The following is a 17,617-nucleotide window of genomic DNA, read 5'->3' on the forward strand; positions in this document are numbered from 1 at the left end:
GCTTCACTTTCAGTGCTCACTGTCCGCTCTCGATTTCAAAGGAAGGTTGTTCCTGCAAGGGCAAGTGAAGGGTGATGCAGGTGCCGCGCCCGTCGATGCCGTCACCGACGCTGATGCGCCCGCCGTGCGCGCCGACCATGCCCTGACAGATCGCCAGCCCCAGCCCGGTCCCCTGCCCGCCACGATCACCGCGTGCGGCGGTGTAGAACATGTCGAAAATTTTCGCCCGCTCTTCTTCCGGAATGCCCGGACCTTCATCGCTGACCGAGAAGAACAGCTCGTTTTGATCCACGCCAGCGCGCAATTGCAAACGCCCATGCACCGGTGAAAACCGTGCGGCGTTTTCCAGCACGTTGACCAGCGCCTGCTCGATCAACGCGGCGTGGACGAACAGCAGCGGCAGTTGCGCGGGCACATCGGTGCTGACCTGCAACGGCGCCAGCACCGCACGCAGGCGATTGAGCGAACTGCCAACGATATCGGCCGGTGACACCCAGTCCCGCGCGAGCTTCAGCGCACCGTGACCGAGGCGGGTCATGTCCAGCAGGTTTTGAATGTAGCGATCGAGGCGCTCGGCTTCATCACGCGTGCCTTCAAGCAGTTCGCGACGATCCTCCAGCGGGATGGCTTCGCCGAGCGCCAACAGGCTGTCGATGCTGCCGCGCATGGAGGTCAGCGGCGTGCGCAGATCGTGGGACACCGACGCCAGCAAGGCACTGCGCAGTTGCTCGGTTTCGCCGTGCAGCCGCGCCGCTTCCAGGTCTTCGGCCAATTGTGCGCGTGCCAGCGCCTGGGCCAGCGGCTGACTGAGTGCGGTCAACAAACGTCGACGCTGACCGCTCAAGGTCTGCCCTTCTTTGGCACAGACGCCGAGCAACGCCAGCGGCCCGTCTTCCACCGAAAGCGGCCACCACCACCAACGCCCGAACGGCAACGTGCCGGTGCCCGCGCCCGCCGGTTGATCGTGTTGCCAGGCCCAATCGGCGGCGGCGCGTTCGGCTTCGGTGAATTCCAGCGGGCCACCGGTTTCGACTTTCCAACCCGCCTGACCGTCGCGATTGAGCAGGCACAGCTGCACGTCTTTCCAGCCGTTGAGATGCTGCGCGGCGGCGCTGACCACGGCCTGGCGGTCGGTGGCGGCGGTGAGTTTGCGCGACAGGTCGAGCAGTTCGGTGGTCTCTTCCTGCGTATCGCGCAACGCCTGCAATTGCCGGCGCTGGCGCGCGGCGAGGTTGCCGGTGAGCGCAGCCATCAGCAGGAAAAACAGCAGCGTCAGTACGTCTTCTTCGCGCTGGATGCTGAAGGAAAAATTTGGCGGAATGAACAGAAAGTCATAGGTCAGAAACGACAGCGCCGCACAGGCCAGCGCCGGGCCGAGGCTGCTGCGCACCGCCACCAGCAACACGGCGGCAAGGAACACCAGCGAGATGTTCGGCAGCGGCAAGACACTCGCCACGGCCCAGGCCAGTGCGCTGGCGAGCACGGTTGCAACCAGCGCCAGCGCATAGTCGAACCACACCAGTGACTGCGCCGAACGCTGGCGCGGCTGATGCTGTTCGTGATCGCTGTCGAGGACGTTGATTTCCAGTCCACGTGCATCGCGCAGCAAGCGTGAGGCCAGACCACCGCCGAACAGGCGTCGACGCAAACGCTGCCGCGATTGCCCGACCAGCACCAGGCTGGCACGGCGTTCGGCAGCGTGCTGGATCAGGGTTTTCGCAACTTCGCCGGCACGCAACAACACCACTTCGCCACCGAGACGTTCGGCCAGTTGCTGGGCACTTTGCAAACGCAGGCGCGATTGCTCGTCGCGCACGCTGCCGTTGTCCACGTGCACCAGGCTCCACGGCAAATGCCGGCGCTGGGCGACACGACTGGCGTGACGCACCAGACGTTCGGCCTGAGCATCGCCATCGACACCGACCAGCAGCCGACCGCGTACCGCAGGTGCCGCCTGGCCGAGCTGGCGATACCCTTGCGCCAGATCGTTATCGACCTGAGCCGCTGCCGTCTGCATCGCCAATTCGCGCAGGGCGGTGAGGTTGGTCTGGGTGAAAAACGCATCGATGGCCGCCCGCGCCTGCTCCGGCACATAGACCTTGCCGTCGCGCAGTCGCTCGAGCAGCTCGCGTGGCGGCAAGTCGATCAGCAGCAGTTCATAGGCTTCTTGCAGCACCCAGTCCGGCAAGGTTTCGCGGACCTGCACACCGGTGATGCCGCGCACCTGGTCGTTGAGGCTTTCCAGGTGCTGGACGTTGACCGTGGTGAACACGTCAATGCCGGCGGCGAGCAGTTCCTGAATGTCTTGCCAGCGCTTGGCGTGACGACTGCCGGGTGCGTTGCTGTGGGCCAGTTCGTCGACCAGCACCAGTTTCGGTTTGGCTGCGAGCAGGCCGTCTAGGTCCATTTCTTCGAGCATCACGCCACGGTATTCCGAGCGCACCAGCGGTTGCTGCGGCAAGCCGCCGAGCAGCGCTTCGGTTTCGGCACGGCCGTGGGTTTCGACCACGCCGGCGATGACTTTTACGCCCTGGCGCAGTTGAGTGTGGGCCGCTTGCAACATGGCGTAGGTCTTGCCGACACCGGGCGCGGCACCGAGGAAAACCTTGAGCCGGCCACGGCCATCGCGGGGCAGGTCTGCTAACAGCGCGTCGGCGCGGCCGGAGTCACTCATGTTTGAAGCTCTCTTTTTTCAGGTGTTGATGTGGTGATTGTTCTATCGCCATCGCTAGCAGGCTAGCTCCCACAGGGGGTATGCATTCCCCTGTGGGAGCTAGCCTGCTAGCGATTGGCGACGCCACCGATTTACAACTTTTCCAGCGCCATATTCAGCGCCAACACATTCACCACCGGCGGGCCTACCAACGGCTGTTCGATGTGCGCGGCCAGCAGATTCTGAAGCGTAGACACCGGCAGATTCCGCGTCGCCGCAACACGCGCCAGTTGATAGGCAATCGCCGCTGGTGGCAAGTGCGGATCAAGCCCGCTGCCAGAAGTGGTCAGCAGCGCCAACGGCACCGGCCCCTGGCCTGGCACCAGCAGTTTATTGGCATCGTCGATCACCCGAGTGGCCAGGGCCGGGTTGCTTGGCGACAGGTTGCTGGCGCTGCTCGATACCGTGGCGAAAGCACCGGCCGACGGGCGCGGATGGAACCATGCGTCACCGGTGAAATCCTGGGCAATCAGCGAAGAGCCGCGGACTTTGCCGTCGGCGTCGCGCACGAGGCTGCCATTGGCCTGGTCAGGGAACGCGACCTGCGCAACGCCAGTGACCACCAACGGGTAAGCGACGCCGGTGATCAGGGTCATCAGGACCAGCAGGCTCAGGGCCGGACGTATCATTGTGGACATTTCAAAATCCTCGAATTCGGTGAACAGATTCGGTGTTCATATAGATGAACCGTGGTGCATTCTTCGCGAGCAAGCTTCGCTCCTACAGGCCGGTGGTGAACACCTGTAGGAGCCGGCTTGCCGGCGATCGAGCGCGAAGCGCTCGCCAAGGGTCAAACCAGATGCAACGCCGTCAACAGCATGTCGATCGCCTTGATGCCCACGAACGGCACCAGAATCCCGCCCAGCCCGTAGATCAACAGGTTGCGGCGCAGCAACGCCGCCGCACTCGCCGCCTGCACACGCACGCCACGCAAGGCCAGTGGAATCAGCACCACAATGATCAAGGCGTTGAACACAATTGCCGACAGAATCGCGCTCTGCGGACTGCTCAGTTGCATGACGTTGAGCACACCCAGTTGCGGGTAGATCGAGGCAAACAGCGCCGGCAGAATCGCGAAGTATTTAGCGACGTCGTTGGCAATGGAAAAAGTCGTCAGCGCACCGCGAGTCACCAGCAATTCCTTGCCGATCTGCACCACGTCCAGCAGCTTGGTCGGGTCGCTGTCGAGGTCGACCATGTTGGCCGCTTCGCGCGCCGCTTGCGTGCCGTCGTTCATCGCCATGCCGACGTCGGCCTGGGCCAGTGCCGGGGCGTCGTTGGCGCCGTCGCCGCACATGGCGACCAGACGACCGTCGTTCTGCTCATGACGAATGCGCGCCAGTTTTTTCTCCGGCGTAGCTTCAGCCAGCACGTCGTCCACACCGGCTTCGGCCGCAATCGCCGCGGCGGTCAGCGGGTTGTCGCCGGTCACCATGACGGTGCGAATCCCCAGTTTGCGCAGCTCGGCGAAACGCTCGCGGATGCCTGGCTTGACCACGTCCTTGAGGTGAATCGCGCCGAGCAATTTACCGTCGGCGCACACCAGCAACGGCGTGCCGCCGCTCTGGGCGATCTTGTCGATTTCCCGGGACAGTGCCGGGGCGAGATCGGCGCGTTTCAGGCCGACGAACGCCAGCAGCGAATCCACCGCGCCCTTGCGATACACACGGCCCTGATAGTCGACACCGGACAAGCGAGTCTCGGCGCTGAACGGCACCGCCGTCAGCACTTCGGTGGCAGGCTCGGGTTGTGGATGAATGCCGCGCAGGTACTCGACGATGGACTTGCCTTCCGCGGTGTCATCGGCCAGCGAAGCGAACAGCGCACCCTCGGCCAGCTCCTTGGCGCTCACACCCGGTGCGGCATACACCGCGGTGCAACGACGGTTACCGAAGGTGATGGTGCCGGTCTTGTCCAGCAGCAACACGTGCACGTCCCCCGCCGCTTCCACGGCGCGCCCGGATTTGGCGATCACGTTCAGGCGCACCAGACGATCCATGCCGGCGATGCCGATGGCCGAGAGCAAACCGCCGATGGTGGTCGGAATCAGCGTGACCAATAACGCCACCAAGAACACCAGCGGCAGGCTGCCGTTGGCGAAGTGGGCGAACGGTTGCAGGGTCACGACCACCAGCAGGAAGATCAGCGTCAGGCCGATCAGCAGGATGTCGAGCGCCACTTCGTTCGGGGTTTTCTGGCGTTTGGCGCCTTCGACCAAAGCGATCATGCGGTCCAGTGTCGACTCGCCAGGGTTGGCGGTGATGCGCACCAGCAGCCAGTCGGAGACCAGTCGGGTGTTGCCGGTGACGGCCGAACGGTCGCCGCCGGATTCACGGATCACCGGCGCGGATTCACCGGTAATCGCTGCTTCGTTGACCGCCGCGATGCCTTCGATGACTTCGCCGTCACCGGGGATCATTTCCCCGGCTTCGACGCGCACCACATCGCCCTTGCGCAGGCTGGTGGCCGGCACTACTTGAAAGGCGCCGTTGCCGGTTTTGCGGCGTGCGCTCAAGCCTTCGCTGCCAGCCTTGAGGCTGTCGGCGCGAGCCTTGCCGCGACCTTCAGCCAAGGCTTCGGCGAAGTTGGCGAACAGCACGGTGAACCACAGCCACAAGGCGATTTGCGCAGCGACGAAGGTCGGCACGGCGCTGTCGGGAATGAAGCACAGCACGGTGGTCAGGACGGCGGTCAGTTCGACCACCAGCATCACCGGCGCACGCTGCAATTGCCGTGGGTCGAGCTTGACGAAGGCTTGCACCAACGCCGGACGCCACAGGGCCGAGATCGCGGTTTTCGGTTGTTCCGGCGCCTTGACGGTGGCGGCTTTACTTACGGGCATATTCATCATTGATTCCTCAGAAGCCCATGCTCAAATGTTCTGCAATCGGACCCAGTGCCAGTGTCGGCAGGAAGGTCAAACCACCCACCAGCAAAATGGTCACGGTCAGCAAGGTCACAAACAGCGGGCCGTGGGTCGGGAAACTGTTCTGGCCGATCGGTGCGGTTTTCTTCATCGCCAGGCTGCCGGCCAGGGCCAGTACCGGGAGGATGTAACCGAAGCGACCGATCAACATGCCCAGGCCGAGCATCAGGTTATGGAACGCGGTGTTGGCACCGAAGCCGCCGAACGCCGAACCGTTGTTGGCGCTGGCCGAGGTGTAGGCGTACAGCAACTGGCTGAAACCGTGGGCGCCGGGGTTACTCACCGAAGCCACCGGACCGGGCAGGCTCGCGGCAATCGCACCGAGCACCAGCACGCCGACCGGCATCACCAGCAAAGTCACCACCAGCAGTTGCACTTCCTTGGCCTGCAGTTTCTTGCCGAGGTATTCCGGGGTGCGGCCGATCATCAGGCCGGCGAGGAACACCGCAATCAGCACGTTGAGCAACATGCCGTAGAGCCCGGCACCGACGCCGCCGAAGATCACTTCGCCGACCATCATGTTGACCATCGCGACCATGCCGCTCAGCGGGTTGAGGCTGTCGTGCATGCCGTTGACCGAGCCGTTGGATGCGGCGGTCGTGGTCACCGACCACAACACCGTGGCGGTGGTGCCGAAGCGCGCTTCCTTGCCTTCCAGCGGCGCGGTCTGTTCGACGGCGACGTTGTTCAGGGTCGGGTTCGGTTGGTATTCAGCCCACAGCGAGGTCGCGCCGCCAATCAGGAACAGCGCCAGCATGCAGGCGATGATCGCGCGGCTCTGACGCAGGTCTTTGACGTAATGACCGAAGGTGAACACCAGGGCGACCGGGATCAGAATGATCGAGGCCACCTCGAACAGGTTGCTCCACGCCGTCGGGTTCTCGAACGGGTGCGCCGAGTTGACGCCGAAGAAGCCGCCACCGTTGGTGCCCAGTTGCTTGATCGCAATCTGGCTGGCGGCCGGGCCGAGCGGGATCACCTGATCGACGCCTTGCATCGTCACCGCATTCACGTACTGCGCGAAAGTTTGCGGCACGCCCTGCCAGACCAGGTACAGCGCCAGCAGCAGGCACAGCGGCAGCAGGCCGTAGAGGGTGGCGCGGGTCATGTCGACCCAGAAATTGCCCAGGGTTTTGGTCGATTTGCGACCGATGCCGCGACACAGCGCAACCAGCACAGCGAGGCCGGTGGCGGCGCTGACGAAGTTCTGCACGGTGAGACCGACCATCTGGCTCAGGTAGCTCAGCGAGGCTTCGCCGCTGTAGCCCTGCCAGTTGGTATTGGTCATGAAACTGACGGCGGTGTTGAACGCCAGCGTCCACTCCTGACCCGGCAGGTTTTGCGGGTTGAGCGGCAAGTGGTCCTGGAACAACAGGATCACGAACAACAGCAAAAAGCCCGCAAGATTGAAGGCGAGCAAGGCCAGGGTGTATTTCTGCCAGCTCTGTTCGGCTTGCGGATCAACGCCGGCCACCCGATAACAGCCACGCTCCACAGGTCCCAGGATCGGTGTCAGCCAGGTGCGCTGGCCTTCCATGACCTTGTAGTAGAACCGCCCGAGAAACGGTGCCGGGATCAGCACCACGGCGAAGAAGGCCAGGATCAGCCAATAGTCATAACTGTGCATAGCCGCTCCTAGTTCCGGTCCGCGCGCAACAGCGCAACCAACAGATAAATGAACAGCCCCACTGCCAACAGCAGTGACACCCCGTCCAGAACGCTCATGGAAGTTCTCCGTGTTACGGCGTATTGCCGCGTGTGGAGTCATTGTCGGAAGGAAGGCTGTAAAGGAGCGAGATCGAGGGGGTTGGCTGTGCATAAAGAAAGTGTAAAGAGTGGGTTTATGCGGGCGTTACAGCGGTGTTTTCGCGGGCCCCTTCGCGGGCAAGCCTCGCTCCTACAGTTTTGAATGCGCCGATCCCCTGTAGGAGCGAGGCTTGCCCGCGAAGACGGCATAACAGACACCAACGCCCCCAACTGATGCATAAAACCCATCCATCCAGCGCCGAACATCCCCGATACGACACCTTTTTGCGCTTTACGACGGCCATCACCACACTGGCACGCCCACTGCACACGCCCTCCCCCGAGCTGTCCAAACCGTTCAGGGAGCAAACGCATGAACACACAACTCAAACCCACGCTGGGCACGCTGCACCTGTGGGGCATCGCGGTCGGGCTGGTGATTTCCGGTGAGTATTTCGGCTGGAGTTACGGCTGGGGCGTGGCGGGCACACTTGGTTTTCTGGTGACGTCCTTCATGGTCGCCACGATGTACACCTGCTTCATCTTCAGCTTCACCGAGCTGACCACGGCGATTCCCCACGCCGGCGGTCCCTTTGCCTACAGCCGCCGCGCCTTTGGCGAGAAAGGCGGATTGATCGCCGGGCTGGCGACGCTGATCGAATTCGTCTTCGCCCCACCGGCCATCGCACTGGCGATCGGCGCCTACCTCAACGTGCAATTCCCCGCCCTCGACCCGAAACACGCAGCGGTCGGCGCCTACATCGTGTTCATGGGCCTGAACATCCTCGGGGTGAAACTGGCAGCAACCTTCGAGCTGATCGTCTGCGTACTCGCGGTGGCTGAATTGCTGGTGTTCATGGGCGTGGTTGCGCCGGCGTTCAGCTTCAGCAACTTCGCGCTGAATGGTTGGGCCGGCTCCGATGTGTTCGGCGCACCGGCGATTGCCGGGATGTTCGCAGCGATTCCGTTTGCCATCTGGTTTTTCCTCGCCATCGAAGGCGCCGCCATGGCCGCCGAAGAAGCCAAGGACCCGAAACGCACGATTCCCAAGGCGTACATCAGCGGCATTTTGACCTTGGTGTTGTTGGCCATGGGCGTGATGTTCTTTGCCGGCGGCGTCGGCGACTGGCGCACTTTGTCGAACATCAACGACCCGCTGCCGCAAGCGATGAAAACCGTGGTCGGTGAAAGCTCCGGCTGGTTGCACATGCTGGTGTGGATCGGCCTGTTCGGTCTGGTGGCGAGTTTCCACGGGATCATCCTCGGTTACTCGCGGCAGTTCTTCGCCCTTGCGCGAGCCGGTTACCTGCCGGCGTCGCTGGCCAAACTCTCGCGTTTCCAGACGCCGCACCGGGCAATCATCGCCGGTGGTGTCATCGGGATCGCGGCGATCTACAGCGACGGCTTGATCAACCTCGGCGGCATGACGCTCACCGCCGCGATGATCACCATGGCAGTGTTCGGCGCGATCGTGATGTACATCATGAGCATGCTCAGCCTGTTCAAGCTGCGTAAAACCGAGCCGAACCTGGAGCGCACTTTCCGCGCGCCGTGCTACCCGTTGGTGCCGGCCATTGCACTGGTGCTGGCGGTGGTGTGCCTGGTGGCGATGGCGTGGTTCAACGCGCTGATCGGCGCGATTTTCCTCGGCTTCATGGCCATAGGTTTCGTGTACTTCATGCTGACCGCGCAATTGCGCGCCGATGCACCGGCGGACGCGATGTTGACCGGGCTCTGAATCGCAGCAGGTGTTGCGGGTCGATCAGGCATAGAATGGAACCACTGCGAAATTGAATCGCTCAAAGTGGTATGCACGATCGATTGGCGAAACCCGCCAATCGGCCTGCCCTCAAGGAGAGCCCTATGCCCTGGTATGCCTGGTTGATTCTGATCGTTGCAATCGGCTCGATCGTGGGTGGTTTGATGTTGTTGCGCGACACCGCCCACAAGGTCGAACTGACCGATGAGCAACGCAAACGCGTCGCTGAACGCAACGCGCAAGCGGATGCCAAGGATGCGCAGGACCGCTGAAAAAACCTGATCCCTGCAGGAGTGAGCCTGCTCGCGATGCACCTGAGAACAACGCGTTTATTCAGAATAAACGCGTTATCGTTAACGTCCATCGCGAGCAGGCTCGCTCCTGCAGGTGACGGCTATTTTTCCCAATCGGCCTTGGCGATGTGCAAGCCATGCAGCCCTTTGTACGCCGCACGCTCCGGCTGGCTCCAGCCTTCGAGCAGTGAATCCTCCAGTTTGTAGATCTCCACCCCAAGCGGGCGACACACGCTCAGCGGGTCCTGCGCGTCCGGCCCCCACATGGCCAGCGACAGATCGCCTCCCGGGCAGGTCGACAGCGCGCACAACAGATCGATCTCGGCAAAGAATTCCAGGTAATCGCCCTTCTGCGCCGGGCAGGCTTTCATGAAGTACATGTCGTCGTGATTGAGGCCGGTGCACTGGAAAATGTTCAGCACGTCATGCACGTCGAACTCGGTCAGGCCATGGGGCAACACTGCGCGGGTCAGGTTGGAGTGGCAGTGATGGTGGAAGTCTTCGCCGGTGAGCATTTTGTTCACATAGGGATCGCAGCGGGTGCCGAGCAAGTCGTGCAGGCGCCCACCATGTTCGTCAATGCCGTAGTCGGCCAGGCTGTCATCGGTGATGGTCACCAGCGGCCGCAAGAATGGCAGGTTCGACCAGAGCCGGTCGTGAGTGCTGACATGCGCCCCCTGCAACTGCCGCGTGCGTGAAGCCCACAAGCGTTCACGCGGATCGTTGGCATTCCAGACGTTGAAATCCCCGACTTGCGGGCCGACCGGCGTGGTCACGCGAAACACGTGCCCGGCCGGGACATGCCAGGCGCGGCCGGTGCGGATCGGCACTTCGAACTGCTCGATCAGCGTGCGCCCCTCCTTCGCATCCCGGATCTTTTCATAGAAGGCTTTGTCCACCTGCAAGGCCGAACCTTTGCTGACTTGGTAGGCCGCTGGATAGTCTTTGTACATGGCACGAATCCTCGATCAGTGATGGGAAGAAGGGGCAAGCATTTGCAACAGAAGGTGCTCGGAATCGTCGAGATAACGGCTCATGGCGTCCTCGGCGGCGCGTTTGTCGCCTTCGGCCAGAAACTCGTGAATCTGCCGGTCACGCGCCAGCCAGGGCGCCTGAAACCGTGATTCATCGGGCGCGGCGCAAAACACCAGGCGCAGTTGCGCGACGACATTGGTGAAGAACTCATCGAACAACGGGCTGCGCAGCAACCCGACGATGTGTTGATGAAACGCCAGGCTGTGCGTGCCCACGGCGCGCCAGTCCTCGCGCTCCCGGGCCAGCTCGGTGGCTTCCAGGGCTTCGAGCATCCGGTCGGACTGATAATCGCGCAACGGCTGACTGGCACTGATGGCCTGCAACTCCAGCGTGCGGCGGACGTTGAACAGATCCCGCACATCGTCGACGCCCAAGCGACGCACCATCACGCCCTTGTTGCGCACATAACGGGTCAGACCTTCCTGCCCCAGGCGATGCAAGGCTTCGCGGATGGTGTTGCGGGAAGCGTTGTAGGCTGACACCAGATCGTTTTCCACCAGCGCCATGCCGGGCAGCAAACGACCGCCAATGATGTCGGCGCGCAACTCCAGGGTGATGTGGTCGGCCAGGGACAGTCCGCTGTTCATACTTATCGCCTCATGATTGTTCAACAATCGTCAGCTAACGGGTAATCACTATCCGTGCCAGTTTGTTCGAGACGTCATGAAGGAGTTGGACGCATCTGCATGCTTTTTAGAAATAGAAGTACAGTCACCATCCCATTTCCATTGGTTAAGATGGCGCATTGTTGCGGAGATACCAGATGCGTTACTCGCAGGACCATAAAGCTCAGACCCACCAACGCATCATCAAGGAAGCTTCAGCGCGATTTCGCCGCGACGGTATTGGCGCGACCGGCTTGCAGCCCCTGATGAAAGCGCTGGGCTTGACTCACGGCGGCTTCTATTCGCATTTCAAGTCCAAGGATGAGCTGGTAGAAAAGGCCCTGCAGGCTGCCGGCGCCGAGGTGGAAGTCATCTGCGCCGAACTGTTCGCTCAGGAACGCCCACTCGAGGCGTTCATTGACGCGTACTTGTCCGAATGGCACCAGACTTCACCCCATGAAGGGTGCCCGTTGCCGACCATGTCATCGGAACTCGGCCTGCGCGGACAGCCAAGTCCGACCTCCGATGTGGTGCTCAACGCACGGCTCGAACAAATACAAGGCACCCTTGAAGGTGATGATGCCGCCGACCAGAGCATCTTCATCATGTCCGCAATGGTCGGGGCGCTGCTGTTGTCGCGCAGTGTCGAGAGCGCCGATCTGGCCCAGCGGATTCTCGACGTCACGCGCGATTTTCTCAAAAAGCCCCGGGATTAACCCTGCCAGCGCTTGAAGAGCACGCTGGCATTGACCCCACCAAAGCCGAAACCGTTGGACAGCGCATACTCGATGGCCATCGGCCGCGCCTGACCATGGACGATGTCCACACCTTGCGCCGCCGGATCCGGGTTATCCAGGTTGAGGGTGGCCGGCACGATCTGATCACGGATCGCCAACAGCGTGAAGATCGCCTCGATCCCGCCCGCCGCGCCGAGCAAATGCCCGGTGGCCGACTTGGTCGACGTGACCGCAATCTTGTTATCCGTGCCGAACAACGATTTGATCGCAGCCAACTCGCCCAGATCTCCAACCGGCGTCGAGGTTGCGTGAGCATTGAGGTGCTGCACCTGTGCCGCAGCAACGCCCGCCTGAGCCAGCGCCAGTGACATCGCCCGTCGCGCACCACTGCCATCTTCGGGGCCAGCGGTCAGGTGATAGGCATCGGCGCTGGTGCCGTAACCGACCAGTTCCGCCAGCGGTTGCGCGCCACGGGCCAGTGCATGCTCCAGGGATTCGATCACCAGAAGGCCTGCGCCCTCACCCATGACAAAACCATCGCGGTCACGGTCGAACGGACGCGAAGCACGCTCCGGGGTTTCGTTATATCCACTGGACAACGCGCGAGCCGCAGCGAACCCGGCGAGACTGACACGATCGATCGACGCCTCCGCACCGCCACACACCGCAATGTCCGCCTCCCCGCAACGGATCAGCCGCGCCGCATCGCCAATCGCCTGAACCCCGGCCGCGCACGCCGTTACCGGAGCACCCAGGGGGCCTTTGAATCCGTGCTGGATCGACACATGGCCCGCGGCCAGATTGACCAGAAAGGAGGGAATGGTGAAAGGCGACAAACGCCGCGGGCCACGACTGTCGGTGGTGCGGACCGCATCGGCAATCGCGCCGAAACCACCGACCCCCGAACCGATAATGGTCGCCGTACGCTCCTGGGCATTGGCGTCCTGTGCCTGCCAACCGGCCTGCTCAAGCGCCTGACGTGCCGCCTCCATGGCAAACATAATGAAGCGGTCCATCTTCTTCTGCTCTTTGGGTGGCGTCGCACGATCCGGGTCAAAACCCGCCTCGGCATCTTCGGCCAGCGTCGGCACTGCGCCACCGACCTTGGCCGGCAGATCAGCCACGACTTCGTCCGGCAGGTTGCGCAATCCCGAACGTCCGGCCAACAGACGCTCCCAGACGGCTTCGACCCCGCTACCCAGCGGAGACACCAAACCCATGCCCGTTACAACCACTCGACGTTCACTCATACCGCAACTACCTCAAGCCAATGGAGGGTGCCTCACTTGTAACGCGAAGCGGCCTTGCTTTTGGAAAGATTCGGCGCCATCACCAGACGCGCCGCGACAAACGCATCCCAGTCGGAGGCATCCGGCAACGAAGGAATGGTGATCAGTTCGCCCTGGTCCAGCCCCGACAACGATGCATCGACCATCTCGCCCGCTTCCATGACCATGTCCGCCGGGATCTGGCTTGCGTCAATACCGGAACGCTCCCAGATTTCGGTGCGTGTCACGCCTGGCAACACCGCTTGTACTTTGACCCCGGTGCCATCCAGCTCGGCATTCAACGACTGGGTCAGGCTTAACACATAAGCCTTGCTGGCGCTGTAAGTGGCGTTGAAGCGCTCGGGGAACAACGCCACCACCGAGGCGATGTTGATGATCGTACCCCGGCCGGCTTTGGCAAAACTGGCGGCCGCCGCCGAAGCCAGGCGCGTGACCGTCGTTACGTTCAATTGAATCAAACGTTCCAGTTGGTCCAGATCGGCGTTGGCCAGCAAGCCATCTGCCGCGACACCCGCGTTATTCAGCAGCAGACTGATACTCGAATCGCTGCGAAGGCGTTGCTCAAGTTTCAGCACATCATCCTTTTGCGTGAGATCCGCTTTCAGCACCTCGACCTGAACACCATGCTCGGCGCGCAGCTTGCTCGCCGCGGCCTGAAGACGCTGTTCGTCACGTGCGACCAGCAACAAATCAAAACCGCGCGCGGCCAAGCGCTCAGCGTAAATGGCACCAATCCCGGATGAAGCACCGGTGACAAGAGCCGTACCTTGGGTCTGGACAGAATTCATGACGTGCTCCTGGAATGTGTAAGGAAAAGAAAAGCGCCTGCGCTTCAGAGCGCCAAGCTGGATGACGAATTTATTATAGGCATAATTTAATCACAATATGATAGCCGTAATTTTTCATCTGCCGACGGAAGGCGCTAAATCACCACGTACGCCAGAATGCAAAAAGGCCGGTCAATGACCGGCCCATGGCGCTGAATTACAAGCTTAGTTCACCTCAAGCTTTTCGCGGTTCTTATCCAGAATGGCTTTGCCGATCCCCTTCACTTCGAGCAGCTCGTCCACCGATGCAAACGGCCCATTACTCTCACGATAGGTAACAATCGCCTTGGCCTTGGCTTCCCCGATGCCGGACAACTCCCGTTGCAGGGTCGACGCGTCGGCCTGATTCAAATCAACCTTTTCGGACTGAACCTTGGGAGCGACCTCCATGACCAGAGGTGCAGTGCCCGCCTCCGACTTGGCCGCGGGGGCGGCAATGGCGGCGACAGAGGCAGTGCTCAGGAGGGCAAAAATCAGAGAGTAGAAGTAGCCAGTACGCATAAATGAAGCTCCATGACATCAATTGGGAAAGCAGCTTTTCCGAAGCTGCCTTCCAAACTTAGGTGATGTCTGGAGCCTGTCAAAAATGTGTCAGTTACAGGATGTGAAACAATCAGGGCTCGAGGCGACGCTGCTGATAGATCCAGTCGACGATCTCGCCGTCAGGGGTATAGCCGCTGACCGTTTCGCGCAGAAGCTGGCGGACTCTTGAATAATCATCCTGATCAACCGCTGCCAGCAATTCGCCCAACCGCGCCTTCAGCACATCCCAGGTCAGGTAATCTTCGCTGGCCGTCATGATCATCGGATGCGAGGTCGCCGCAACGTTGTCGCCGATCAGCAGCTCTTCGTAGAGCTTTTCACCCGGGCGCAGGCCGGTAAATTCGATCGAAATGTCACCGTGGATATTTTTGTCCGACCGGACACTCAACCCTGACAGATGAATCATTTTCTCTGCCAACTCGATGATTTTTACCGGCTCGCCCATGTCCAGCACGAAAACGTCCCCGCCCTGCCCCATCGACCCGGCCTGGATCACCAACTGAGCGGCCTCGGGAATGGTCATGAAATACCGGGTGATTTTCGGGTGTGTGACGGTCAACGGTCCGCCAGCCTTGATCTGCTTGTGGAAAAGCGGGATCACGGAACCTGACGAGCCCAACACATTACCGAACCTGACCATGGTGAAACGGGTCTTGTTGACGCGAGACACGCTGGACTTGTCGCCAAACAACACAGGTGCTTTTTCACGGCTGAGCGCCTGCAATGTCAACTCTGCAAGTCGCTTGGTACTCCCCATTACATTGGTGGGGCGAACAGCCTTGTCGGTGGAAATCAGTACAAAGTTTGCAACTCCGGCCTGAAGTGCAGCCTGGGCCGTGTTTAACGTGCCCATGACATTGTTCAACACGCCTTCTGCAATATTGTGCTCGACCATAGGTACATGTTTGTACGCTGCGGCGTGGTAAACCGTATCGACATGCCAGGTCTTCATGACGTCCAGCAACTTGTTCTCGTTACGGACAGAACCCAGGATCGGCAGCAGTTTGACGGACAACGATTCACGCGCAATTCGCTGCTCAAGCTCGGACAGGATGCTGTAAAGATTGAACTCGCTGTGTTCGAACAACAACAGGGTCGTAGGCCTTAAAGCAAGTATCTGCCGGCACAGCTCCGAACCGATTGATCCGCCCGCACCGGTAACCATCACTGACTGGCCGGTGATGCAATGCTCCAGCAGGTCCTCTTGAGCCGGTACCGCATCACGCCCAAGGAGGTCGGCAATGTCCACTTCCTGGATATCGTCGACCTTGACCCGGCCACTGGCCAGATCCATGAATCCGGGCACGCTGCGCACATGAAGCGGGAAGCGCTCCAGGTAGCCCAGAATTTCCCGGCGGCGCCCACGGTTGGCCGAAGGGACTGCAAGCAGGATTTCCTGGGCGCCTGTCGTATCAATCAGTTGCTGGATATGCTTGGGCTTGAACACCTGCAACCCGGAAATGACACGACCGGCAATACTTCCGTCATCATCGATGAACGCAACCGGGCGCATCACCCTGCCCATGCGCAGCGCCGCAACAAGCTGGTTGCCTGCGGCGCCAGCGCCGTAAATGGCCACTTTCGGCAAACCATTATCACGATTGGCAAAAGGCACATGTTGCGCCGCCGCGAACCAATCACCCAAAAAGTACTGGCGCATTGCCAAACGCAAGCCACCAATCATGATCAGGCTCAACCACCAGTAGTTGAACATAATCGAGCGGGGCACGACCGTTTGATGATTGCTATATAAATAGACGATGACGCCAAGAATAAGCGAAGAAAGGCTGACGGCTTTAATTATCGCGATAAGTGCATCATTACCGAAATAACGCATCACGGCGCGATACATGCCAAATCGAATAAACAACGGGATGGCAACGACGGGAGCACTAAGAAATAACCAGAGGTGCTGTTGAACAGGGCTGTTCATTTCGTCGATCCCTAGACGAACGACAAAAGCCATCCATAACGAGACCCAAACCAAACCAACATCGGCAACTACCTGCAGGACCCGCTTGTGTCGGCGCGGAAGGCTCAACAAAAAAGCTCTTATTTTATCCATAACCCTATCGAACACCTCACCAAGCTCCTGAAATCAAAAAATAAACTATTGCCTTTGAACCCGCAAAGAAAACCGGCCGATTTACGATGAAATACCAGCGCGGGCAAATGCCGCACCAGCGTAAGGACTGCATCAAAAAATAAACTTCGATCAGGCACCCTTGTACCAAAACAGCTGGAGGGAGGCAGGGCCTGACAGGCTACCGAAGGCAATCCCGATATAATACCTGTGTTGCGGCAGAAATCCCTGATTGCAGGCAAAATTACTGCCATCAAACGCAAGGGCAACCCGGGCGGCCTCGGTTACCCCGGCAGGTGCTGGTAAAAAATGACGAACGTGCCGGAATCGCGGTTCCTACCTGATACAATGCCCCGAACTGCACGCAGCCTATAAGAATCGCAGCTACACCCCTCCGGTGTTGTATCAAAACTGATCAAGATGACCACAAGGAATAGTCTCTCGCCATCAGGCCTTTCACGATTGGCGAGGCACATCTGGCAATCGGCCGGCACCCTGACAACCAATCTGGAAGAAAATTCACTGCATCGAAGACGCATCAAGCTGCAACCTTGGAAAGCATCGAACAAAGAAGGCTATAATCCGCGGCGCCTAAAAAGCTTTCCAGTTCTTAGCGATAAAGAAGAGCGAGCAGGGACACGCTGTAAGAAACTTCTGTCTCCGACGAAAGACCCGGCTAACACGAACTGAACGGTTGACCCCCGATGACAAAGATGTCACTCCGCGATCGAGATCATGCCAGCGGAAGTAAACAGCCCCGCTGCGAGCACCTTCTCGAGAGGGATCAGGCTGTCTCCAGGAAGGGGTGGATTAGATCGATTGAACAGCGCGCCCCAAAGGACAATGATATCCATCTCCTACACTCGCCGACGCCCATGTTTTTTGCTCCTCTGATACTGGAAGGGTTCGGCGATGGCCGCTTGGCAACCAGAGACGATCTGCGCCAGACAATGATCCTGCGCCCGCACACCGGGCTGCCTGTGGATCAGACTCCCGGCAAAACCCTGCGTGCCTGCGCCGCTACTCCGTTAGCGGTAAATAGCGGTTCTGTGCAGCACAAG

14 protein-coding genes are annotated in these 17,617 nt (G+C 60.4%); 3 read left to right on the forward strand and 11 right to left on the reverse strand.

The genetic code is table 11. The features are described 5' to 3' along the window. Positions 1–16: 16 nt before the first annotated feature. The 5 genes from KGB25_RS20470 to kdpF all read right to left on the reverse strand — a co-directional run bounded on the left by KGB25_RS20470 (position 17) and on the right by kdpF (position 7,364). The gene (locus tag KGB25_RS20470) at positions 17–2,674 is read right to left on the reverse strand and encodes a sensor histidine kinase (protein ID WP_192226180.1); all 2,658 of its coding nucleotides are present in this window, start codon (positions 2,672–2,674) and stop codon (positions 17–19) included. A 131-nt stretch (positions 2,675–2,805) separates the two neighbouring features. After that, the gene (gene kdpC / locus KGB25_RS20475; protein ID WP_008027289.1) at positions 2,806–3,351 is read right to left on the reverse strand and encodes a potassium-transporting ATPase subunit KdpC; all 546 of its coding nucleotides are present in this window, start codon (positions 3,349–3,351) and stop codon (positions 2,806–2,808) included. A gap of 152 nt (positions 3,352–3,503) precedes the next feature. Further along, positions 3,504–5,561 carry a potassium-transporting ATPase subunit KdpB gene (gene kdpB, locus KGB25_RS20480; RefSeq protein ID WP_223436450.1) on the reverse strand — a complete coding sequence of 686 codons (2,058 nt, stop codon included), beginning with the start codon at positions 5,559–5,561 and terminating at the stop codon, positions 3,504–3,506. Positions 5,562–5,571: 10 nt separating this feature from the next. Continuing rightward, a complete protein-coding gene (kdpA, locus tag KGB25_RS20485) occupies positions 5,572–7,266 on the reverse strand; it encodes a potassium-transporting ATPase subunit KdpA (protein ID WP_008042180.1) in 1,695 nt (564 codons plus the stop codon). Positions 7,267–7,274: 8 nt separating this feature from the next. Then, entirely contained in the window at positions 7,275–7,364 is a 90-nt protein-coding gene (kdpF, locus tag KGB25_RS20490; RefSeq protein WP_007899818.1) for a K(+)-transporting ATPase subunit F, read from the reverse strand. A 394-nt stretch (positions 7,365–7,758) separates the two neighbouring features. Between kdpF and eat the strand changes: the two genes are divergently transcribed. Both eat and KGB25_RS20500 read left to right on the forward strand, forming a co-directional pair. Beyond that, entirely contained in the window at positions 7,759–9,123 is a 1,365-nt protein-coding gene (gene eat, locus KGB25_RS20495) for an ethanolamine permease (protein WP_223436452.1), read from the forward strand. 125 nt (positions 9,124–9,248) lie between these two features. Then, entirely contained in the window at positions 9,249–9,416 is a 168-nt protein-coding gene (locus tag KGB25_RS20500) for a DUF2897 family protein (RefSeq protein ID WP_008031772.1), read from the forward strand. A gap of 122 nt (positions 9,417–9,538) precedes the next feature. Here the strand turns inward: KGB25_RS20500 and KGB25_RS20505 are convergent, their stop codons facing one another. Together KGB25_RS20505 and KGB25_RS20510 are read right to left on the reverse strand one after the other, a co-directional pair. Further along, on the reverse strand, positions 9,539–10,390 hold the full coding sequence (locus KGB25_RS20505) for an urea carboxylase-associated family protein (protein WP_223436454.1): 852 nt from the start codon (positions 10,388–10,390) through the stop codon (positions 9,539–9,541). A 15-nt stretch (positions 10,391–10,405) separates the two neighbouring features. Next, on the reverse strand, positions 10,406–11,059 hold the full coding sequence (locus KGB25_RS20510; RefSeq protein ID WP_008031774.1) for a GntR family transcriptional regulator: 654 nt from the start codon (positions 11,057–11,059) through the stop codon (positions 10,406–10,408). A gap of 176 nt (positions 11,060–11,235) precedes the next feature. Here KGB25_RS20510 and KGB25_RS20515 point away from each other — a divergent pair, with 176 nt between their 5' ends. After that, positions 11,236–11,793 (forward strand): TetR/AcrR family transcriptional regulator, encoded by a 558-nt coding sequence (locus KGB25_RS20515; protein ID WP_223436456.1) that lies wholly within the window; start codon positions 11,236–11,238, stop codon positions 11,791–11,793. Here the strand turns inward: KGB25_RS20515 and fabF are convergent. From fabF to KGB25_RS20535, 4 genes are all read right to left on the reverse strand, one after another. After that, on the reverse strand, positions 11,790–13,064 hold the full coding sequence (gene fabF / locus KGB25_RS20520) for a beta-ketoacyl-ACP synthase II (protein ID WP_008031777.1): 1,275 nt from the start codon (positions 13,062–13,064) through the stop codon (positions 11,790–11,792). The genes KGB25_RS20515 and fabF overlap by 4 nt on opposite strands. A 32-nt stretch (positions 13,065–13,096) precedes the next feature. Beyond that, on the reverse strand, positions 13,097–13,891 hold the full coding sequence (locus KGB25_RS20525) for an SDR family NAD(P)-dependent oxidoreductase (protein ID WP_008031779.1): 795 nt from the start codon (positions 13,889–13,891) through the stop codon (positions 13,097–13,099). A 204-nt stretch (positions 13,892–14,095) separates the two neighbouring features. Next, positions 14,096–14,431 carry a ComEA family DNA-binding protein gene (locus KGB25_RS20530; RefSeq protein ID WP_192416958.1) on the reverse strand — a complete coding sequence of 112 codons (336 nt, stop codon included), beginning with the start codon at positions 14,429–14,431 and terminating at the stop codon, positions 14,096–14,098. A gap of 112 nt (positions 14,432–14,543) precedes the next feature. Continuing rightward, positions 14,544–16,538 (reverse strand): polysaccharide biosynthesis protein, encoded by a 1,995-nt coding sequence (locus KGB25_RS20535; protein WP_032832695.1) that lies wholly within the window; start codon positions 16,536–16,538, stop codon positions 14,544–14,546. Between the last annotated feature and the right edge of the window lie 1,079 nt (positions 16,539–17,617).

Origin of the sequence: Pseudomonas sp. BF-RE-21 (assembly GCF_019947305.1) — a bacterium.
Classification (GTDB): domain Bacteria; phylum Pseudomonadota; class Gammaproteobacteria; order Pseudomonadales; family Pseudomonadaceae; genus Aquipseudomonas; species Aquipseudomonas migulae.